Origin of the sequence: Streptomyces sp. Je 1-369 (assembly GCF_026810505.1) — a bacterium.
GTDB lineage: Bacteria > Actinomycetota > Actinomycetes > Streptomycetales > Streptomycetaceae > Streptomyces.
In genome coordinates, this window is the sequence record NZ_CP101750.1 from 2,504,378 (window position 1) to 2,525,128 (window position 20,751).

Consider the following 20,751-nt stretch of genomic DNA (forward strand, 5'->3'; position numbering starts at 1 on the left):
ACGGTGCCGTTATGACCGTTATCCCGAAGGATGTCGTCCTGAAGCGTCGCGCCACGGCCACCGAGGGCGCCGAGAGCATGGAGTCGCTGCGCGGCGACTGCGCCCGCATGGTGCCGCACTGGGCGGTGCCCGCCGCGGCCGCGGCCGCCCCCGTGCCGCCCTCGCTGATCCACGGCATCAGCGTCCCGCCCTCCTCCGCGCGCCTGATCGGCGAAATGTCGGAGTACGGAGACTGAGGGAGACTGATCGCAGGGTCCCGGCGCGTGCCGAAGGGAACCGTGCGCTCCCCTCCTGCGTCCCATCGCCGTCCCCCGTAAAGGGGAACTGGGATACGACGAAGCCCACCGGTGGCAGTCACCCGTGGGATGTCCGGGACAGCAGTGCAGTCGAAGGAGCGATGCGGTGAGCACCGAGCGATCCGATCAAGAGGCGTCCGAGCCGCAGCGGCGGCGGTCCCGCCTGGCCGTCGCCTCGGTCGCGGCCACCGTGCTGCTGGTCGGCGGCGGTGGGGCGTACTTCGCGGCGTCCGCGTCCGGCGGTGGCGGCAACGGCGGCGGTGACGGGGCACCCGCGGGGGACGGCGGCAATCCGCCGCCCCTCGCCCTGGACGGCTATCCGGCCGCCGACCGGCAGGGCGACAGCAAGAGCGGCACCGGCGGCACCGGCGACTCCCCCGGCATCGCGCCCGGCGAGCCCGACCCGAACGGCGCGCGCTACAGGGCGACCACCAAGCTGCCCGAAGGACCGGAGTCGGCCTCGGTGTACCACGCACGCGGTGAGGTCACCGCGGCCGAGGTGAGCAAGCTCGCGAAGGCCCTGGGTGTGGAGGGGACGCCGACGTCGCAGGACGGCACCTGGAAGGTGGGGCACTCCAACGACGGTTCCGGGCCCTCGCTGCAGGTGAACAAGGAGGCGCCCGGCACCTGGACCTACGCGGGGCACGGCACGGGCGGCACCGACAACTGCTCCCGCGGCAAGCCCTGTTCCAAGAGCTCCGTCGCACCGAACGGCGAGACGGGCGACGCGGTCGGCGAGCAGGCGGCCAAGGACGCCGCGGCGCCCGTCCTGAAGGCCCTCGGGCAGGACGACGCGAAGCTGGACGCGACCCAGCTGATGGGTGCCGTACGGGTGGTGAACGCCGACCCGAAGGTGGACGGCCTGCCGACGTACGGCTGGTCGACCGGCATCCAGGTCGGCGCGGGCGGCGAAGTGGTCGGCGGCAGCGGCCAGTTGAAGGCGCCGGAGAAGGGGGCGAAGTACCCCGTCATCAGTGCCCAGAAGACCCTGGACCAGCTGAACGCGGCGGGCGGCGGCGGCCGCGTCGGCATCGGCGGCTGCGCGACTCCGGTGCCGCACGCCGACGACGAGACGAAGAACGAGGGCGGCAGCGGCCCGAAGCAGGCCCCCTGCAAGCCGTCGTCCGAGGCGGCGAAGCCGCAGCCGGTCTCCGTCAGCGGCGCCACGTTCGGCCTCGCGACGCACTTCGTGGACGGCAAGCAGACCCTCGTACCGTCCTGGCTGTTCGACGTGAAGCCGCAGGGCGCGCAGGACACGTTCACGGTGACGCACCCGGCGGTCGCGCCCGAGTACCTGACGTCGCCGAGCACGCCGGGCACCCCGACGCCCACGAAGCAGCCGGGCGACAAGGGTGACGGCAGCGATCAGGGTGGTACCGGTACGGACAAGACGCGCCTCACGTCCTACAGCGCCGACGGGAAGTCGCTGACCGTGCACTTCTGGGGCAGCGCCTGCAGTGAGTACGCCGCGTCGGCGCAGGAGGACGGCGACCGCGTGAAGGTCGCGGTCAAGGAGACCGGCAAGACCGGTGACGTCTGCATCATGATGGCCAAGGACCTCAAGAAGAAGGTCACCCTGGACAAGCCGCTGGGCGACCGCGAGGTCGTGGACTCGGCGGGCGACACGGTCCGGCGGAAGTAACGCGGCACACACCGCGAGCAGCACACACCGCGAGCAGCACACACGAAGGCGGCGGCCCCCTGGGAACTCAGGGGGCCGCCGCCTTCGACGTGGGTGCCTCGCAGCCTCAGCTGAAGGAGTCGCCGCAGGCGCAGGAGCCCGTGGCGTTCGGGTTGTCGATCGTGAAGCCCTGCTTCTCGATGGTGTCCACGAAGTCGATGGAGGCGCCGCCCAGGTAGGGAGCGCTCATCCGGTCCGTGACGACCTTCACGCCGTCGAAGTCCTTGACGACGTCGCCGTCGAGCGTGCGCTCGTCGAAGAACAGCTGGTAGCGAAGGCCCGAGCAGCCGCCGGGCTGAACGGCGACGCGCAGCGCCAGGTCGTCCCGGCCCTCCTGCTCCAGCAGGCCCTTCACCTTGCCCGCGGCGGCGTCCGACAGGAGGATGCCGTCGTTCACGGTGGTGGTCTCGTCCGATACGGACATCTGCTTCTCTCCCGGGTTGTACGGAGACTGCTTGCCGACGGTTGCAACCGGCGGGGCCGCGGATTCATTCCGGGCCGAGCGCTTACGTCTTACCCCTTCATGCTCGCACATGGCACGGCGAGGAACAGCGGGCCGCCGGACGGCGAATGCGTCACATCGACACTATGGCCATCGTCAAAGTGACACGAAGCGGTTATGATAGATAACGTCAATTAGACGAAAAGGATCGTCTGCAGAGTCAGAAAGGGTGCGTGTTGTGACCACCGCCCAGTCCCCCGCGGACAGCGTGACCCTCGATGTACAGCCCACGCCCCTCGCCCTGCTGCTCCTCGGCCGCGAGGCCGACCCCAGGAGCGAGCGCGGCGTGGAGTGCCCCGGCGATCTGCCGTCCCCCTCCGACCCGGACCTGGTGGAGCGCGCCCGCGCCGCCAAGGAGAGGCTCGGGGGCAAGGTCTTCGTGCTGGGCCACCACTACCAGCGCGACGAGGTGATCCAGTTCGCTGACGTCACCGGTGACTCCTTCAAGCTGGCGCGTGACGCGGCCGCGCGGCCGGACGCCGAGTACATCGTCTTCTGCGGTGTGCACTTCATGGCCGAGTCCGCGGACATCCTGACGACGGACGACCAGAAGGTCGTACTGCCCGACCTGGCCGCGGGCTGCTCGATGGCCGACATGGCCACCGCCGAGCAGGTCGCCGAGTGCTGGGACGTGCTGACCGAGGCCGGCGTCGCCGAGCAGGTCGTGCCCGTCTCGTACATGAACTCGTCGGCCGACATCAAGGCGTTCACGGGCAAGCACGGCGGCACGATCTGTACGTCGTCGAATGCCAAGCGCGCCCTTGAGTGGGCGTACGGGCAGGGGGAGCCCGGTTCGACGAAGGTGCTCTTCCTGCCGGACCAGCACCTGGGCCGGAACACCGCCGTGCGCGACATGGGCTTCTCGCTCGACGACTGCGTCGTCTACAACCCGCACAAGCCGGGCGGCGGCCTGACCGCGGAGCAGCTGCGCGACGCGAAGATGATCCTGTGGCGCGGGCACTGCTCGGTGCACGGGCGCTTCTCGCTGGAGAGCGTGGAGGACGTCCGCGCGCGCATCCCCGGCGTGAACGTGCTGGTGCACCCGGAGTGCAAGCACGAGGTCGTCGCCGCGGCGGACTACGTGGGCTCCACGGAGCACATCATCCAGACCCTGGAGGCGGCTCCCGCCGGTTCCAAGTGGGCGATCGGGACCGAGCTGAATCTCGTACGCCGCCTGGCGAACCGTTTCGCCGCGGAGGACAAGGAGATCGTCTTCCTCGACAAGACGGTCTGCTTCTGCTCGACCATGAACCGCATCGACCTGCCGCACCTGGTCTGGACGCTGGAGTCCCTCGCGGACGGCAAGCTCGTCAACCGGATCGAGGTGGACCGGGAGACCGAGCAGTTCGCGAAACTGGCGCTGGAGCGGATGCTGGCGCTGCCGTAGGGCGGCTGTCGTGATCAACCCGGAAGGGGCGCCCCTCGTCGTGACGAGGGGCGCCCCTTCCGGGTTCGTGCCGGGTGTCAGGGCTGGGACGGCTCCGGGGTGTGGGGCCGGGCCTCGGACTCGGACTTCTTCGTCCGCCTCGCCTCGCGCTTCGCGCGCCTGCGGTCCTTGCGGAGTTCCACCATCGCGTAGAGCGTCGGGACCAGGAGGAGGGTGAGGAGGGTCGAGGTGATGAGGCCGCCGATGACGACCACCGCCAGCGGCTGGGCTATGAAGCCGCCCTCGCCCGTGATGCCCAGGGCCATCGGGAGCAGGGCGAAGATGGTCGCCAGGGCCGTCATCAGGATCGGGCGGAGTCGGTGGCGGCCGCCTTCGATGACCGCCTCGACCGTGCCGTAGCCCTGTCCGCGGTACTGGTTGATGAGGTCGATCAGCACGATCGCGTTCGTGACGACGATGCCGATGAGCATCAGCATGCCGATCATCGCCGGGACGCCCATCGGTGTGTCCGTGGCGACCAGGAGGCCGATCGCGCCCGTCGCCGCGAACGGGATGGAGACCAGCAGGATCAGCGGCTGGACCAGCGAGCGGAACGTCGCGACCAGGAGCATGAAGACGATCGCGACGGCTGCCAGCATGGCCAGGCCCAGCTTGGCGAACGCCTCGTCCTGGTCCTCGGAGACGCCGCCGATCGAGGCCGTCGCACCGTCGGGAAGCTTCAGCGCGTCGAGCTTCTTCGTGAGGTCCGCGCTGACCGCACCCGTGTTGTCGCCGGTCGGCTTCGCCGTGATCGTCGCCGCGCGGGCACCGTCGATGCGGGTCATCGAGACCGGCCCGTCGACCAGTCGGACGTCGGCGATGTCGCCGAGCCGCACGCCGGGGCGCAGGGTCAGTTTCCGCAGCTCGTCGAGGGTCTTCGCCGGTTTCGACGACTTGATCACGACATCGCGCTCGGTGTCGTCGAGGATCGCCTTGCCGCTGGTGGTGCCGCGTACCGACTGGGCGACGGCCTGGCCGAGGGTCGTCTCGTCGAACCCGGCCGCGGCCGCCTTGGCGGTGCCCTTGACCGAGATGCGCGGGACGCTCTGCGCCAGGTCGCTCTGGACGTCGGTGACGTCGTCGAGCTTCGCGACCTCGTCCCGTACGTCGTCGGACGCCTCGCGCAGCACCTTCGCGTCGGCGGCCTTCACCACGACGCTCAGATCCTGGTTGCCGAAGCCGTCACCGGCGGAGACGGTGGTCCTGCCGATCCCGGAGAGCTTGCCGAGCTCCTTCTCGACGAGGTCCTGCGTCGTGTCGTAGGAGGACTTGTCCTTGAGCGTGAGGGTGTACGACGCCTGGTTCGTGTCCGTGCCGCCGCCGAAGGCCGCCATGAAGCCGGAGGAGCCGACCGTGACCTGGTAGTCCTTGATCTCGTCGATGCCGGAGAGCATCTTCTCGACCTTCTTCGCCGCTGCGTCCGACGCCGACAGGCTCGTGCCGGGCTTCAGCTCCTGCTTGATGGTCAGGACTTCCTGCTCGCCCTGGTCGAAGAAGTTCGTCTTCAGGAGCGGCGCCATGCCGAACGTGCCGACCAGGATGACGAGCGCGATGCCGAGGCTGGTGAGGCGGCGGCGCGTCGCGAAGCGCAGGACGGGGACGTACATCCGCTGGAGCCTGCTGCGGCTCTCCTTCTCCTCGGCCTTGCGGCGGGCCTCCTCCGGGTCGACGCCCTGGATCGCCTTCGGGGCGCGCAGGAACCAGTACGAGAGGACCGGCACGACGGTGAGCGAGACGAGCAGGGAGGCGAGGAGCGCCGCCGTGACCGTCAGCGAGAACGAGCCGAAGAGCTCGCCCACCATGCCGCCGACGAGGCCGATGGGGAGGAACACCGCGACCGTGGTGAGGGTGGAGGACGTGACCGCGCCCGCCACCTCACGGACCGCCTTCAGGATCGCCTGCTCGCGCTCCTCGCCGTAGCCGAGGTGGCGCTTGATGTTCTCCAGGACCACGATCGAGTCGTCGACGACGCGGCCGATCGCGATGGTCAGCGCGCCGAGCGTGAGCATGTTGAGGGAGAGGTCGCGAGTCCACAGGACGATCAGGGCGAGGACGACCGAGAGCGGGATGGAGACCGCGGTGACCAGCGTCGAGCGGACCGACGCCAGGAAGACCAGGATGATGACGACCGCGAAGACCAGGCCGAGCGCGCCCTCCGTGGTGAGGCCCTCGATGGACTTGGCGACGGCCGGGCCCTGGTCGCTCGCGACCGTCAGGGTCGCGCCGGAGCCGAGGTCCTCGCGCAGGCCGGGCAGCTTGTCCTGGACCGCGTCGGAGATGGCGACGGCGCTGCCGTCGTGGTCCATGGTGACGGCGACCGCGAGGCTCGGCTCGCCATCGGTGCGCGTGATGGACGTCGCGGTGGACGGCCGCTGCTCGACCGTGGCGACGTCGCCGAGGCGCACCGGCTTGCCGGGCCGCTCACCGGGCGTGGCCTCGGGCGTGACGCGCAGGTCCTCGATCTGCCGCAGCGAGGTGTAGCCGCCGCCGACCTGCACGGTGCGGTTCTTGCCGCCCTCGTCGAAGGAGCCCGCGGGCAGGGTGGCGCCGCCCGCCTGGAGCGCCTTGCCGAGTGCGGCCGGGGTCAGCCCCGCCTTCGCCAGCCTGCGGTCGTCGGGGGTGACGTCGACCTGGAGGTCGCGCACGCCGTCGACGGTGACCTGGCCGACGCCGTCGATGTCCTTGAGGGACGGCACGACGGTGCGGTCCAACTGGTCGGCGAGGGCCTGCTGGTCCTTGTCGGAGGTGACGGAGAGGACGACGGTGGGGATGTCGTCGGTGGAGCCCGCGACGACCTGCGGGTCGACGTCGTCGGGGAGTTCGGCGCGGGCGCGGTTCACGGCCTGCTGGACGTCGGCGACGAGCTGCTTGGAGCCGCTGCCGTAGTCGAACGAGGCCATGATCACGGCGTTGCCCTCGCTCGCCGTGGAGGTGACGCCGGTGATGCCGTCGACCGCGTCGATGGTGTTCTCGAGCGGCTCGACGACCTGCTTCTCGACCACATCGGGAGACGCACCCTGGTACGGGGCGAGCACGGACACCATGGGCAGTTCGATGGAGGGCAGCAGCTGCTGCTTGAGCTGCGGTATCGCGATGGCGCCGAAGACGATCGCGATGATCGACATCAGCCCTATGAGTGCCCGTTGGGCAAGGCTGAACCTGGAAAGCCAGGACATGGTGGTCTCTCTCTGTGGCATGCGCGGCGGGGGGAGGCGGGCGGGGCCGGGCCCGGAAAGTGGGTGCCTGCGGCAAGCTTCGCCCGTCCCTCACACTCTCAGCCACGGCCGGTACGCGACGCCCCGCTCAGAGGACCATTTCGTATGCCACGCATACTGCGCCCGCAGTACGCCGCCCCACGCGTCACTCCACCCGTGGACGCACCAGGCCCGATTCGTACGCAATGACGACGAGTTGGGCCCGGTCGCGTGCGCCGAGCTTCGCCATCGCGCGGTTCACGTGGGTCTTCACGGTGAGCGGGCTGACTTCGAGGCGCTCGGCGATCTCGTCGTTCGAGTGGCCGCCCGCGACCTGTACGAGGACCTCGCGCTCGCGTCCGGTGAGCGCGTCGAGCCGCTCGCCGCGCGCGCGGCCGTCACCGTCCTGACCGTCGCCCTGCGCGAGGAACTTGGCGATCAGCCCTTTGGTGGCCACCGGCGAAAGCAGCGCCTCGCCCGCCGCCGCGACGCGGATGGCGCCGAGCAGTTCGTCGGGCTCCGCCCCCTTGCCGAGGAACCCCGAGGCACCCGCGCGCAGCGACTGCACCACGTACTCGTCGACCTCGAAGGTCGTCAGCATCACCACGCGGACGTGGGCGAGTGAGGGGTCCGCGCTGATCATGCGGGTGGCGGCGAGTCCGTCGGTGCCGGGCATCCGGATGTCCATCAGGACCACGTCGGCCCGCTCCGACTTGGCGAGTTCGACCGCCTCCGCCCCGTCGGACGCCTCGCCGACCACCTCCATGTCGGACTCCGAGTCGACGAGCACCTTGAACGCGCTGCGCAGCAGCGCCTGGTCGTCGGCGAGCAGTACGCGGATCGTCACGCGGTCCCTCCCTTTGCCGTGGTGACGGGCAGGATCGCATGGACGCGGAAGCCGCCTCCGTAGCGGGGCCCCGCGGAGCAGCTGCCGCCGAGCGCGGTGACGCGTTCGCGCATGCCGAGCAGGCCGTGGCCGCCGCCGTCGGTGTTGGGTCCGTCGCCCTTGGCGTGGCCGGGACCGTCGTCGATGACGGTGACCTCGACGTTCGGGCCGACGCGGACGACGCTCACCTCGGCCTTGGCGTCCTGCCCCGCGTGCTTCTGCACATTGGTCAGGGCCTCCTGGATGATCCGGAACGCGGCGAGGTCGACGGCGGCCGCGAGGTCGAGGCCGACTTGGCCGAGGGCGACCTCCACGGGCAGGCCCGCGTTGCGGAACGTCTCGACGAGTTCGTCGAGGCGGTGCAGGCCGGGGGCCGGCTCGGTGGGCGCCTCCGGGTCGCCGGTCTGCCGCAACAGGCCGACGGTGGCGCGGAGTTCGTTGAGGGCGGAGCGGCTGGCGTCCCGTACGTGCGAGAGGGCTTCCTTGGCCTGGTCGGGCCGCCGGTCCATGACGTGCGCCGCGACGCCTGCCTGCACGTTGACCAGGGCGATGTGGTGGGCGACCACGTCGTGCAGGTCGCGGGCGATCCGCAGCCGTTCCTCGGCCACGCGGCGCCGGGCCTCTTCCTCCCTCGTACGTTCCGCACGCTCCGCGCGCTCCCTTATGGCGTCGACGAAGGCGCGGCGGCTGCGCACGGCGTCGCCCGCGGTGGCGGCCATGCCGGTCCAGGCGAAGATGCCGAGGTTTTCCTGCGCGTACCAGGGCAGGGGGTCGCCCGAGAGCATCGCGATGCCGGTGAGACCCACCATCGTGACCAGGCCGATCCGCCAGGTCGTGGAACGGTCCGTGCGGGCGGCGACGGTGAACAGCGCGATGACCGCGCACATCACGACGGGCGCGCGGGGCTGGCCGGTGAGCAGCTCGACGATGGCGGCCGCGCAGGTCGCGGCGAGTACGCACCAGGGGGCGCGGCGGCGGAAGACCAGGGCGAGCGCGCCGAGCGTCATCAGAATGAGGCTGGGGGCGTCGGGGGTGCGGGTGCCCCAGGTGGGGCCGTGCTCTCCGTTCGGCTCGGCGAAGGAGCCGACGACCATGCAGACGAGGACGGCGGTGGCTAGCGCGGCGTCCACGGCGAGGGGGTGCGTTCGGGCCCAGCCGCGGCCTCGTACGAGAGTGGTCACGCGCTTAACGTTACGGGGGCCGGCCGGGGGCCTCGGGCGGATCGGGGTTGTTGCGTTGTGCGTTGGCCTCGGGCCGGTGGGGGCTCGGCGCGCCCGCGCGGCGGAGCCGCACATGTCACAGCCCCGCGCCCTCAGGGGCTGCGCCCCCGCGTCACGTCAGCCTGGGATCAAGCCGTCGTCCGAGAGCATGTCCTTGACCTCGGGGAGGGTTGCGTCCGCAGACGGGAGGATCAGTTCCGAGGGTTCCAGGGCGTCGTCCGGAAGGGGCGTGCCGAGTTCTCGGACCTTGTCCAGGAGGGCGTGGAGCGTACGGCGGAAGCCGGGCTCGTCGCCGCTCTCCATCTCTTCGAGCAGCTCGTCGTCCAGCTTGTTGAGTTCGGCGAAGTGGCTGTCCGCCAGCTTCACCTGCCCCTCCCCCATGATCCGTACGATCATGTCGTCCTCCTCAGGACGTGCGTAGGGCTACTGCTTGTCCAAGCGCGGGGTGTCCTGGGGCTGCTGCGAGTGCGGCTGGGACTGGCCCTTGCCACCCTCGATCGCCTGCTGCCCACCGCTGGAGCCTCCGGCGAGTTCCGCCTTCATGCGCTGCAGCTCCAGCTCTACATCTGTACCACCGGAGAGCCGGTCCAGCTCGGACTGGATGTCGTCCTTGGCCAGTCCGGAGGAGTCGTCGAGCGCCCCGGAGGCGAGCAGTTCGTCGATCGCACCGGCCCGCGCCTGGAGCTGCGCGGTCTTGTCCTCGGCGCGCTGGATCGCCATGCCGACGTCGCCCATCTCCTCGGAGATGCCGGAGAAGGCCTCGCCGATGCGGGTCTGCGCCTGGGCCGCGGTGTACGTGGCCTTGATCGTCTCCTTCTTGGTGCGGAAGGCGTCGACCTTGGCCTGAAGCCGCTGCGCCGCGAGGGTGAGCTTCTCCTCCTCGCCCTGGAGGGTCTGGTGCTGCGTCTCCAGGTCCGTCACCTGCTGCTGGAGCGCCGCACGGCGGGACAGGGCCTCGCGGGCCAGGTCCTCACGGCCGAGCGCCAGCGCCTTGCGGCCCTGGTCCTCCAGGGTCGAGGACTGCTTCTGGAGCTGGGTCAGCTGCAGTTCGAGACGCTTGCGGGAGGTCGCCACGTCGGCGACGCCGCGGCGCACCTTCTGCAACAGCTCCAGCTGCTTCTGGTACGAGTAATCGAGGGTCTCGCGCGGGTCCTCGGCCCTGTCGAGGGCCTTGTTCGCCTTCGCGCGGAAGATCATCCCCATACGCTTCATGACACCGCTCATGGGCTTCGCGCGCCCCCTTCTGACGGACTTCCAGCTCCAGGTACCTGCTCAGAACCACAGTACGGGCCCTGCATCCATTACCGCACTGTTCGCGTGCCGATGCGCTCATCCCCAAGGACGACTGCGTCCGGCACCGCTCCGGCGTAAGGAGTAGGTGCACCCCTGTGAGCCGACCCCGGGAAGAGCGAGAGGCAGGCGCCGGACCGGGCGCTTACCGCCTGCTACGTCCCATTGGGCACGTAATCAAGACGCCCGGCGTTGCCGGATCGTTCCCCTCCGGGCGGACGTCCATGTCCCCGCACCCCGTACCCTTGGATTTTGTGTTCCGTAGCCGATCCAAGGAAGAGAAGGCCCCGGCTGTCCAGGCGCCGGTGACCGACTCCAACCAGCCCCGTGACCCGCAGGCCCCCAAGGGCCGCCCGACCCCCAAGCGCGCCATGGCCCAGTCCCAGCGCCGCAGCGTGACCAACACGCCGACGACGCGCAAGGAGGCCGCCAAGCGGCAGCGCGACGAGCGCCGCACGCAGATGGCGAAGCAGCGCGAGGCGATGGCGAGCGGCGACGAGCGGTTCCTGCCCGCTCGTGACAAGGGTCCCGTGCGCAAGTTCGCGCGCGACTTCGTGGACTCGCGTTTCTGCGTCGCCGAGTTCTTCCTGCCCCTCGCGGTGATCATTCTCGTCCTGAGCATCGTCCAGGTGCCTCAGCTGCAGAATGTCGCGCTGCTTGCCTGGCTCTTCGTGATCGTCCTGATCATCGTCGACTCGGTCGTCATCGTGTTCCGCCTCAAGAAGCGCCTGAACGAGCGCTTCCCGGACGAGAACAAGAAGGGCGCCGTCGCCTACGGCCTGATGCGTACGCTCCAGATGCGCCGGCTGCGTCTGCCGAAGCCTCAGGTCAAGCGCGGAGAGCGGCCCTGAGCGGATTCACCGGCGGGGCCGGCGCCTGGCTGGAGAAGCTGGGCGGCCTGCGCAACGCCGTTCGCCAGGAGCTGGTGGCGCGCCAGCTCGACGAGCAGATAATCGGGCGCTTCCCCGTGGGGCAGCGGCTCCGCGTGCTCGACGTCGGCATGGGCCAGGGCACGCAGGCGCTGCGGCTCGCCCGTGCCGGTCACAAGGTGACGGGCGTCGAGCAGGACTCCGCCATGATCGCGGCGGCCCGCGCGGCGCTCGCCGACGAGCCCGAGGGCATCCAGGGGCGGGTGCGGATCGTCGAGGGCGACGGGCACCAGACCGGGGTGCACTTCCTGCCCGGCAGCTTCGACGTCGTGCTCTGCCACGGCGTACTGATGTACGTGGAGGAGCCCGACGCGCTCCTCGCCGGGCTCGCCCGGATGCTGGCGCCCGGCGGGCTGCTCTCGCTGCTGGTGCGCAACGCGGAGGCGCTGGCCATGCGGCCGGGGCTCGCCGGGGACTGGTCGGGGGCGCTCGCCGCGTTCGACTCCGCGACGTACCGCAACCGGCTCGGGATCGACGCCCGCGCGGACCGGCTCGACGTGCTGACCTCCGCGTTGGCGGGGATCGCGGCGCCGCTCCAGGCCTGGTACGGCGTGCGGGTCTTCACGGACACCGTGGCCGACGGTGCGGCGCTGCCCCCGGAGTGGGAGCTGGAGACGCTGCTGGCCGCGGAGGAGCGGGCGGGGCGCACCGATCCGTACCGGCGGGTTGCCGCGCTGCTGCATCTTTGCGGAGTGCGGGACTAGCGGGGCGAGGGGGCCGCGGCAGGCCGAGGGGGCTGAGGGACGACGCCTGTTCGGCCCCCTAATTCAGGGCGGCCCCGGACGACAAATCCGACACTCGGGGCATGACTGCCTCCCGTAAGCCTGATGTCTCCCGTAACCCCGCCGCCTCCGTGGCGTGCGTCGCCGCCCTCGCCGCTCTCGTCCTCGTGGGCGGATGTTCCTCCTCCGGTTCCAGCGACTCCGGCAGGTCCACCACACAGGCCGCACCGGCCGCCGCGAGCGATCTGCAGGACGACTACCAGAAGGTGATCAAGGACGTCCTGCCGTCCGTCGTCCAGATCGACGCCTCCGAGGGCCTGGGGTCCGGGGTCGTGTACGACGACAAGGGGCACATCGTCACCAACGCCCATGTCGTGGGCAAGGAGAAGCGCTTCAAGGTGACGACGGCGACCGGCGAGCAGGCGCTCACCGCCGACCTGGTCGCCTCCTACCCGGAGCAGGACCTGGCCGTCATCAAGCTGAGCGACGTACCGGACGGGCTGAAGGCCGCCGAGTTCGGCGACTCCACCAAGGCCGAGGTCGGGCAGATCGTGCTGGCCATGGGCTCCCCGCTCGGCCTGTCCTCCAGCGTCACCCAGGGCATCGTCTCGGCGACCGGGCGCACCGTCAGCGAGGGCCGTTCGGGCGGCGGGACCGGGGCGACGATCGCCAACATGGTGCAGACCTCCGCGGCGATCAACCCGGGCAACAGCGGCGGCGCGCTCGTCGACCTCGACGGGAAGGTCATCGGCATCCCCACGCTCGCCGCGAGCGACCCTCAGATGGGTGACAGTGCGGCGCCCGGCATCGGCTTCGCGATCCCGTCGTCGATGGTGAAGACCGTCGCCGACCAGATCGTCAGGAGCGGCAAGGTCACCGACTCGGGCCGGGCGGCGCTCGGCATCACGGGCCGCACGGTCCTCGGCGACGACTACCGGCCCGCGGGCGTGGCCGTCGTCGAGGCGCCCGAGGGCGGCCCCGCGGCGAAGGCGGGCCTGGCTGCCGGGGACATCATCACCCGGCTCGGCGACGACGGGATCAGCACCATCAACTCGCTCTCCGAAGCGCTCGCTTCGGACAAGCCGGGCCAGAAGACGAAGGTCACATACGTGCGGGACGGGGACGAGAAGACCGCCGACGTCACCCTCGGAGAGATCTAGCCGCAGCGGCCGCGCGTACGGCGGGGGGCAGCCGCCCCCCGTCGTACGCGTGCCGCCCGTCAGGCGGAGGCGTCCTCGGACTCCTCGGCGCCCTCCATGTGCAGGCTCATCGGCCCGTAGATCTCCCGCGTGTCCTCGAAGAGGGTCACCTGGTCGGCGCCGCCCTCGGCCAGCGCCTTCCAGTACTCACCGACCCAGGACTCGGCGTCGCCCTGTGTGGTGAACTCCTCGGGCTGCACCGCGGGCTGGACCTCCGTCCCGTCCGCCTTCTCGAACCGCCACGTCCATGCCGCCATGTCAGCCTCCCGAAGGTCCCGTAGCGGTGTGTGAACCGCTTGAATCCGTTTGCAGCCTAGGGCCTGTCCGGCGGATCAGGGCGCGTGAGGGTGGCATTCCACCCTTGCGGTGCAGGTGAGCGGGGTCTGGCGCGTCCAGCTGCAAGGCGGAGGAGGGCGTCAACGCGGAGCGTTGGCAACCGACGACAACGCCGCAGATGGGCGTGCCAGACCCCGCGTCCGCGCCCGGATCCGCCGGACAGGCCCTGGGCCGGGCGCGCGGCACTGGACGTGACGCGGGAGGATCTTCGTGTGGAACTGACTCTGCTCGGCACCGGCGCCCCCGGCGGACTGCCGCTCCCCGACTGCCCCTGTGCGCCGTGCGCGACCGCGCTCGGTCCCGCGGCGCGCGCCGCCACCGCGCTCCTCGTGGACGGCGTCCTGCTGCTCGACCTCACCCCCGGTGCCGCCTTCGCGGCCGCCCGTGCCGGGCACTCGCTGGGCGGGGTGCGCCAGGTGCTCCTCTCGCATCCGCACGACGGGCCCGCCGTCGAGGTGCCTGCGGGGCTGCCGCAGCCGGGGCGGGTCGCCGACGGGCGGGAGCTCGCGCTGCTGACCGGGCACCGGGTGCGGGCGGTGGCGCTGGACGCGCCGGGGTCCGGGTACGAGGTGACGGGTCCTGACGGCGAGCGGCTGCTGTACCTGCCGCCGGGCGGGGCGCCCGCCGGGCTCGGTGAAGGGAACGGGGGCGTGCAGGGGAACGGGGGCGTGCAGGCGCACGGCAAGCGGTCCCCGTACGAGATGGTCGTCGCCGATGTCCTGGGGCGCCCGGACGGTCTCGCCCGGCTGCGGGCGGCCGGTGCCGTCGGGCCCACCACCGACGTGATCGCGGTGCACATCGGCCACGAGGCGCCGCCGGGTCCGGAGCTGACGCGCCGTCTGGCGGCCGCCGGGGCGCGTGCCGTGCCGGACGGGTCGACGCTCGTGATCGGCGCCTACGAGGACGTACCGGACGTGCCGCGCCGGACGCTGGTCCTCGGCGGGGCGCGGTCGGGCAAGTCGGTGGAGGCCGAGCGGCGCCTCGAGGCCTTTCCCGAGGTGCTGTACGTGGCGACGGGCGGGACCAGGAACGGTGACACCGAGTGGGCGCGGCGGGTGAGCGTGCACCGTGAACGCCGCCCCGGCTCGTGGCGTACGACGGAGACCTGCGACCTCGTACCGCTGCTCGCCGAGGACGGTCCCCCGCTGCTCGTCGACTGTCTTTCGCTGTGGCTGACCCACGTCATGGACGAGGTGAAGGCGTGGGACGACGACGAGTGGGCGAGCGGCGGGGAGCGGGAGCTGCGGCGGCGGGTCGTCGAACTCGCGGAGGCGGTGCGGGCGACCCGGCGCACGGTGGCCGCCGTGTCGAACGAGGTCGGCTCCGGGATCGTCCCCGCGACCGCGTCGGGCCGCCGCTACCGCGACGAACTGGGCCGCCTGAACACCCTGTTCGCCGCCGAGTGCGAACACGTGCTGCTCGTGGTGGCGGGTCAGGCGCTGGCGCTGCGGGGCTGACCCTCCCGCACCTCCTGAGCGCCCCTGCGCGCGATGACCCGGTAGGTGTTGGAGAAGCCGGTGCGGGTGAGCAGGGGGCTCAGGAGCGTGTCGAGGGCGCGGGCGAGGAGCAGCAGCGGCACGGTCGCCCACCAGGCGGCTCGGCGCAGTCTCAGCCGGAGCGGGGAGACGGCCTTGGCGCGCCACGGCACGTCGGGGCCGGGGATGCGGCCGTTGACGAACAGCGCGACGGCCGAGGCGAGGTCGAGCGGTACGTGCGGTGCGCGGCGTTCGACGCCGACGACCGTGAAGCCGAGCTTCTCCAGCTCCACGCGGAGGTTGGCGAGTGGCACGAGGTGCAGGTGGCGCGGCTGGCCGTAGGAGGCCCACCACTTGCCGAGCAGCTTGGCGTAGCGGCACTGGGGGTCGGGGGTCTCGATCATCAGGTGGCCGCCGGGGCGCAGCACGGTGCGCGCGGCTCTGAGCTCCGCGCGCGGGTCGGGGGCGTGCTGGAGGGTGTGGAACATGCTGAGCGCGTCGTAGCGGCCCGCGAGGGGGCCCGCGAGCGTGGTGAGGGAGCCGCGGTGGCCCTCCTCGATGCGGCCGCGCCGCAGCCCCTCCAGGACGCCGGCGCCCGTGTCGAGGCCGTCGAAGGCGGTGTACGGCAGGACGTGCCTGGCCAGGGCCGGGAAGTGCGCCGTACCGGTGCCGACGTCCAGCCAGCACTCGGGCTCGTCGAGGGCGCCGAGCGCGCGGGCCCGGACGTGGGCGCGGGCGCGGATGCGGGCGCCGGAGAGGCGGGGCAGCACGGGTGCCTCGCGGGCGTCCCTGCAGTAGAAGGCGAGGCCTTCGGGGGTGAGCCGGGGGTTCTGGAAGGAGTGGCCGCAGTCGCCGCACCGGTCGAGTCTGAACCTGCCCGGCTTGTGCTGGACCAGGTCGGCGGTGCGCAGCCGTGCCCGCAGGCGCTCGGAGCCGCACCAGGGGCAGTCGGTGCGGCGGGGCTCGTGGAACCGCTCGGTGCCCTGGGCAAGTTCGGCGAGGTAGCCGGAGCGCCGGGCGGCGACTCGTCGGGCGACGGCATCCGTGGTCATGGTCGCACTCCTGGAGGAAGCCGGGACAAACGGGAAAGTAAAGGTGCGTAAGGGACCATTCCCGCGTTTGCGGTGCTGTCATGCGGTGATGCCCCGCCCGACGTGGCTCGCAGGGCCGTTCGAGCGACATCCACCCCGCTCCCGGTACTGTTCGGCGAATGAGCTCGCTGAATCTCGACGACTTCACCGACCTGATCGAGCGGCCCGACGGCGGGGTGCGCCGCGACGCCGAGGAACGCCGGGAGCGGCAGCCCGTGCCACCCGGCTCGCTGGGCCGTCTCGACGAACTCGGCGAGTGGCTCGCGGCGGCCCAGTCCTCGGTCCCGGTGCGGCCGGTCGAGCGGCCGCGCGTGGTCCTCTTCGCGGGTGACCACGGCGTCTCCGAGCTGGGTGTCTCGGCGCGGCCCGCGGGGAGCGCCGCCCGGCTCGTACGGTCCGTGCTGGCCGGTGAGACCCCGGCGGCCGTCCTCGCGCGCCGCCTGGAGGTGCCGGTCCGCGTCGTCGACATGTCCCTGGACTGCGCCCCGGAGGAGCTGCCCGCCGAGGTGGCGGGGCACCGGGTGCGGCGCGGTTCCGGCCGGATCGACATCGAGGACGCGCTGACCGCCGAGGAGGCGGAGCAGGCGCTGCGTGCGGGCATGGCCGTCGCCGACGAGGAGGCGGACTCGGGCACCGACCTGGTGGTCCTCGGCGATGTGAGCGTGGGCGGCACGACGCCCGCCGCGACGCTGGTCGCCGCGCTGTGCGGGACCGACGCGTCGGTGGTGACCGGGCGGGGCGGCGAACCCATCGACGACCTGGCGTGGATGCGCAAGTGCGCGGTCGTACGGGACGCGCTGCGGCGGGCCAGGCCCGTACTCGGCGACCAGTTGGAGCTGCTCGCCGCGGTGGGCGGCGCGGACGTCGCGGCGATGACGGGGTTCCTGCTGCAGTGCGCGGTACGGCGTACGCCGGTGATCCTGGACGGCGTCGTCGCTTCGGCGGCCGCACTGGTGGCCCAGCGGGTCGCCTTCCGGGCGCCGGACTGGTGGCTGGCGGGGCACGACAGCGGTGAGCCCGCGCAGACCAAGGCGCTCGACCGGATGGCGCTGGAGCCGCTGCTCTCGCACGGCGTGAAGGTCGGCGAGGGCGCGGGCGCGCTGCTCGCCCTGCCGCTGGTGCAGGCCGCGGCCGCGCTGGCGGCGGAGCTGCCGGAGCGGAAGCCGGAGACGGCCGAAGCGGCGGCGGAGGCGCTCGCGGAGGGGTAGGGCACGACCGAGTCGTCCGGCGGGAGCGAACAGGACAGAACCCGCCGGATCATCTCCATTGGCCCGCGGCCCATATGATCCCTTTTCATGGGAGATGAGCAGGTCGTCGCCGGGCGACAGAAATCACGCACCGTCATACAGCGCCGCGCCGCGGGGTTCGCCGTCTGGTACCTCCGGGCCGTCACGTTCATCAACTTCCTGAGCGCGGTCTGGGTCTCCTTCGGCCAGGACCTGCGCCAGCACAACACGGCGAACTACTTCACGCCGTACATGCTGACCGCCGGCTTCGCGTCGGGCGCGTTCACGCTGTTCCTCGCGATCACCATGCGGCGCCGCAAGCGCGCCGCATGGATCCTCAACCTCGTGCTCGGCGGGCTCTTCCTGCTGCTCTTCGCCTTCGCGATGCTCTTCCCGGAGATCCGCGCGTACGCGCAGAACTGGATCTCCCTGACCCTGACCGCCGCCTTCGTCGCCGCGCTCGTCGTCGGCCGCCGCGAGTTCTACGCCAGGGGCGACCGCTCCAACCCGAAGCTGGCATCGGCCGTCGCGGCCGGTGGGCTCCTGGTGACCTCGCTGATCGCCGCGCTGCTCGTCACCGTCACCAACACCGCCCACGACGACCACCGCTCGACGTTCCTCGACCGCTGGCGCTACGGCACCATGCGCCTGGTCTCGCTGGCCGCCGACGACCAGCGCTTCGAGGGCATCGCCACACCCGGCTGGGTCGACGTCGCCATCAACATCCTGAGCGCGCTGCTGCTCTGCGCCGTGCTGTACGCCGCGTTCCGCTCCCGCCGGGTCGTCGACCCGCTCACCGAGGACGACGAGGAGAAGCTGCGCGCACTGCTCGACCGGCACGGCGACCGCGACTCCCTCGGCTACTTCTCGCTGCGCCGCGAGAAGAGCGTCGTGTGGTCCCCCACCGGCAAGGCGGCCGTCGCCTACCGCGTCGTCGGCGGTGTCTCCCTGGCCTCCGGCGACCCCATCGGCGACCCCGAGGCCTGGCCCGGCGCGATCGAGCCCTGGCTGACCGAGGCCCGCGAACACGGCTGGATCCCCGCCGTGATGGGCGCGAGCGAGGAAGCGGGCACGATCTACGCCCGGCACGGCCTCGACGCCCTGGAGCTGGGCGACGAAGCCATCGTGGAGATCAAGGAGTTCACGTTGGAGGGGCGGGCCATGCGCACCGTCCGGCAGGCCTACAACCGCGTGAAGCGCGCCGGTTACACGGTCCGCATCCGCCGCCACGAGGACATCCCCGCCGACGAGATGGCGACGCTCCTCGAACGCGCCGACGACTGGCGCGACGGCGCCACCGAGCGCGGCTTCTCCATGGCCCTCGGACGGCTCGGCGACCCGGCGGACGGCCGCTGCGTGATGCTCGAATGCACGGACGGCGACGGCGTGCTGCGAGCGCTGCTCTCCTTCGTGCCGTGGGGGCCGCACGGGCTCTCCCTCGACCTGATGCGGCGTGACCGCGACGCGGAGAACGGCCTGATGGAGTTCATGGTCATCGAACTCCTGCAGCGCGCCCCCGAGATCAAGATCACTCAGGTGTCGCTCAACTTCGCGATGTTCAGGTCGGTCTTCGAACGTGGCTCGCGGCTCGGCGCGGGCCCGGTCCTTCGCCTGTGGCGGTCGCTGCTCAGCTTCTTCTCCCGGTGGTGGCAGATCGAGTCCCTCTACCGCGCCAACGCCAAGTACCGGCCGATCTGGGAACCCCGCTTCCTTCTCTTCGAGAAGAGCGTCGACCTGCTGCGCATCGGCGTGGCCTCCGGTCGCGCGGAGGGCTTCCTCGAGGCGCCGGGGCTGCCGAAGTGGCTGCACCGCAAACATCTGGAGTCGAGACGATGAGCACCCTGGCCCGCCGCGCCCGCGCCGAGTGGGGAGCACTCCTCTCCACCGTGCGCGGGGCGCTCGCCGCCCGAACGTGGCGGGCCGTGCCCATGACGCTGGCGGCGGTCTGCCTCACCGCGCTCCTCCAGTACGTGCAGAACCAGTCCTGGGGCTACCAGTTCGTCCAGAACATCGGCTGCGTTCGCGCGGAGGACCCGCTCCCCCTCGCCCTCATCCGCACCCCGCTCTCCCTCTTCGTGCCCGCGCTCGACCTGCCCGTGTGGGGCGCGCTGGTGCAGATCCTGCTCGTCTTCGGGATCGCGGAGATCTGCCTCGGCTGGTGGCGCACGCTCCTCATCGCGTACGTGGCCACCCTCGCCGGGACGCTCTACGCGCGCGTGGGCATCGAACTGGGCGCGGCGAACCCGATCGGTCTGCCCGCGTCCGACGCGCACGTCGTCGACACGGGACCGTCGGCCGCAGTCGTCGGCCTCGCCGTCCTCGTGTGCTGGCGCTACCGCGCGTACTTCACGGCCGCCCTGGTCACCGCCCTGATGGTCGTCGAGGTGCTGTTCAAGGACAACCTCGCGGGCAAGGAGCACCTGGCCGCCATCGCCGCCGTGCTCGTGCTGTGCGCGGTCTCCGCGCCGCGTCACCGGGGCGGCGGCAGCCGGTCCGACGTGAAGCCGCCGATCCAGTCCTGAATCCTGCGGCGCGGCCCCGCCCAGCGGCGGTCGTGCCGGAACGCCCGCAGCCCCGCACGCGCGCGTGTCCGGTGCCGGTTGCGGTAGAAGCGCCGCGCCCACGCCGACCCGGGCCGGGCGAGGCGGATCGCGCCGACCAGCGCCACGAACGGGACGACCATGCCGATCAGGGCCGTGCGCAGCTTGCCCTTGAGGAGCGCGATGAGGGAGAAGGCGCAGTTGATGCCGACGTTCAGCGCGAGCAGCGCCCTGTTGTGCCGCTCCATCGGCGTCAGGTCGTTCACCCCGAACGGTGTGAAGCCGGTGAGCACGAGCACCACCAGGGCGGCCGTGAGCATCACGACCTCCACGCTCTTGCGGCCCTGCTCGCTCCAGTACACGTCGTCGAGGTGGAGGATCAGCGCGAACTCGTCGAGCACGAGCCCGGCGCCGATCCCGAAGATGACGGCGGCGTACAGCGGCCCCACGCCGTGCCGCCCCGCGGCCACCGCCCAGAACCCGCCGACCAGCATGAGGAAGATGCCCGGCACGACGTGGTGGATGTGCACGTCGCCCGTGCTGATGTTCCTGAACGGTCCCTTGCCCGCCCTGATCAGCCGCGTGATGGTCCTGGTGACCAGGAACGACCCGACGAACGAGAGCAGCGCGAGCAGCAGCGGCAGCTTTCCCGGCTCGACGACGTTCCGGTACCACCAGTCGTTCATGCGGCCCGCCAGACGTCCATGCGCCCATCCTCCGTCCCGGAAGAGTGATCCG

19 protein-coding genes are annotated in these 20,751 nt (G+C 71.5%); 10 read left to right on the top strand and 9 right to left on the bottom strand.

Annotated elements, in window-relative coordinates:
• The first annotated feature begins 11 nt into the window (after positions 1-11).
• On the top strand, positions 12-236 hold the full coding sequence (locus tag NOO62_RS11470) for a hypothetical protein (protein WP_268775977.1): 225 nt from the start codon (positions 12-14) through the stop codon (positions 234-236).
• A 166-nt stretch (positions 237-402) separates the two neighbouring features.
• On the top strand, positions 403-1,938 hold the full coding sequence (locus tag NOO62_RS11475; protein ID WP_268770781.1) for a hypothetical protein: 1,536 nt from the start codon (positions 403-405) through the stop codon (positions 1,936-1,938).
• A 106-nt stretch (positions 1,939-2,044) separates the two neighbouring features.
• On the opposite strand, the gene NOO62_RS11480 is transcribed toward NOO62_RS11475, so the two are convergent.
• On the bottom strand, positions 2,045-2,401 hold the full coding sequence (locus tag NOO62_RS11480) for a HesB/IscA family protein (protein ID WP_268770782.1): 357 nt from the start codon (positions 2,399-2,401) through the stop codon (positions 2,045-2,047).
• Positions 2,402-2,648: 247 nt separating this feature from the next.
• Here NOO62_RS11480 and nadA point away from each other — a divergent pair, with 247 nt between their 5' ends.
• Entirely contained in the window at positions 2,649-3,866 is a 1,218-nt protein-coding gene (gene nadA / locus NOO62_RS11485; protein WP_414930804.1) for a quinolinate synthase NadA, read from the top strand.
• A 77-nt stretch (positions 3,867-3,943) separates the two neighbouring features.
• Here nadA and NOO62_RS11490 read toward each other — a convergent pair whose 3' ends face one another.
• From NOO62_RS11490 to NOO62_RS11510, 5 genes are all read right to left on the bottom strand, one after another.
• Positions 3,944-7,081 carry an efflux RND transporter permease subunit gene (locus NOO62_RS11490; RefSeq protein WP_268770784.1) on the bottom strand — a complete coding sequence of 1,046 codons (3,138 nt, stop codon included), beginning with the start codon at positions 7,079-7,081 and terminating at the stop codon, positions 3,944-3,946.
• Positions 7,082-7,265: 184 nt separating this feature from the next.
• Positions 7,266-7,946, bottom strand: coding sequence for a response regulator (locus NOO62_RS11495; RefSeq protein ID WP_268770785.1), 681 nt, complete (start codon positions 7,944-7,946; stop codon positions 7,266-7,268).
• The gene (locus tag NOO62_RS11500) at positions 7,943-9,166 is read right to left on the bottom strand and encodes a sensor histidine kinase (RefSeq protein ID WP_268770786.1); all 1,224 of its coding nucleotides are present in this window, start codon (positions 9,164-9,166) and stop codon (positions 7,943-7,945) included. Before NOO62_RS11500 ends, NOO62_RS11495 begins: the two co-directional genes overlap by 4 nt.
• Before the next feature lie 156 nt (positions 9,167-9,322).
• Positions 9,323-9,601, bottom strand: a complete 279-nt coding sequence (gene pspAA / locus NOO62_RS11505; RefSeq protein WP_268770787.1) for a PspA-associated protein PspAA — start codon at positions 9,599-9,601, stop codon at positions 9,323-9,325.
• A gap of 27 nt (positions 9,602-9,628) precedes the next feature.
• A complete protein-coding gene (locus NOO62_RS11510; RefSeq protein WP_268770788.1) occupies positions 9,629-10,429 on the bottom strand; it encodes a PspA/IM30 family protein in 801 nt (266 codons plus the stop codon).
• Positions 10,430-10,719: 290 nt separating this feature from the next.
• On the opposite strand from NOO62_RS11510, the gene NOO62_RS11515 reads away from it, so the two are divergent.
• From NOO62_RS11515 to NOO62_RS11525, 3 genes are all read left to right on the top strand, one after another.
• A complete protein-coding gene (locus NOO62_RS11515; protein WP_268770789.1) occupies positions 10,720-11,346 on the top strand; it encodes a DUF3043 domain-containing protein in 627 nt (208 codons plus the stop codon).
• A 74-nt stretch (positions 11,347-11,420) separates the two neighbouring features.
• Positions 11,421-12,128 (top strand): class I SAM-dependent methyltransferase, encoded by a 708-nt coding sequence (locus tag NOO62_RS11520; protein WP_268770790.1) that lies wholly within the window; start codon positions 11,421-11,423, stop codon positions 12,126-12,128.
• Between the two features lie 101 nt (positions 12,129-12,229).
• The gene (locus NOO62_RS11525; RefSeq protein WP_268770791.1) at positions 12,230-13,306 is read left to right on the top strand and encodes a S1C family serine protease; all 1,077 of its coding nucleotides are present in this window, start codon (positions 12,230-12,232) and stop codon (positions 13,304-13,306) included.
• 59 nt (positions 13,307-13,365) lie between these two features.
• Here NOO62_RS11525 and NOO62_RS11530 read toward each other — a convergent pair whose 3' ends face one another.
• Positions 13,366-13,602 (bottom strand): hypothetical protein, encoded by a 237-nt coding sequence (locus tag NOO62_RS11530; protein ID WP_268770792.1) that lies wholly within the window; start codon positions 13,600-13,602, stop codon positions 13,366-13,368.
• A gap of 291 nt (positions 13,603-13,893) precedes the next feature.
• Between NOO62_RS11530 and NOO62_RS11535 the strand changes: the two genes are divergently transcribed.
• Positions 13,894-15,138 carry a bifunctional adenosylcobinamide kinase/adenosylcobinamide-phosphate guanylyltransferase gene (locus NOO62_RS11535; protein ID WP_268770793.1) on the top strand — a complete coding sequence of 415 codons (1,245 nt, stop codon included), beginning with the start codon at positions 13,894-13,896 and terminating at the stop codon, positions 15,136-15,138.
• Here NOO62_RS11535 and NOO62_RS11540 read toward each other — a convergent pair.
• Complete coding sequence (locus tag NOO62_RS11540) at positions 15,114-16,208, bottom strand: class I SAM-dependent methyltransferase (protein WP_268770794.1); 1,095 nt, start codon at positions 16,206-16,208, stop codon at positions 15,114-15,116. The genes NOO62_RS11535 and NOO62_RS11540 overlap by 25 nt on opposite strands.
• A gap of 158 nt (positions 16,209-16,366) precedes the next feature.
• Here NOO62_RS11540 and cobT point away from each other — a divergent pair, with 158 nt between their 5' ends.
• The 3 genes from cobT to NOO62_RS11555 all read left to right on the top strand — a co-directional run bounded on the left by cobT (position 16,367) and on the right by NOO62_RS11555 (position 19,995).
• Positions 16,367-17,455 carry a nicotinate-nucleotide--dimethylbenzimidazole phosphoribosyltransferase gene (gene cobT, locus NOO62_RS11545; protein WP_268770795.1) on the top strand — a complete coding sequence of 363 codons (1,089 nt, stop codon included), beginning with the start codon at positions 16,367-16,369 and terminating at the stop codon, positions 17,453-17,455.
• Between the two features lie 87 nt (positions 17,456-17,542).
• Positions 17,543-19,309 (top strand): phosphatidylglycerol lysyltransferase domain-containing protein, encoded by a 1,767-nt coding sequence (locus tag NOO62_RS11550; protein ID WP_268770796.1) that lies wholly within the window; start codon positions 17,543-17,545, stop codon positions 19,307-19,309.
• Positions 19,306-19,995, top strand: coding sequence for a hypothetical protein (locus NOO62_RS11555; protein WP_268770797.1), 690 nt, complete (start codon positions 19,306-19,308; stop codon positions 19,993-19,995). Before NOO62_RS11550 ends, NOO62_RS11555 begins: the two co-directional genes overlap by 4 nt.
• Here NOO62_RS11555 and NOO62_RS11560 read toward each other — a convergent pair.
• The gene (locus NOO62_RS11560) at positions 19,944-20,699 is read right to left on the bottom strand and encodes a hypothetical protein (protein ID WP_268770798.1); all 756 of its coding nucleotides are present in this window, start codon (positions 20,697-20,699) and stop codon (positions 19,944-19,946) included. The two genes, NOO62_RS11555 and NOO62_RS11560, sit on opposite strands and share 52 nt — an antisense overlap.
• Positions 20,700-20,751 lie beyond the last annotated feature (52 nt).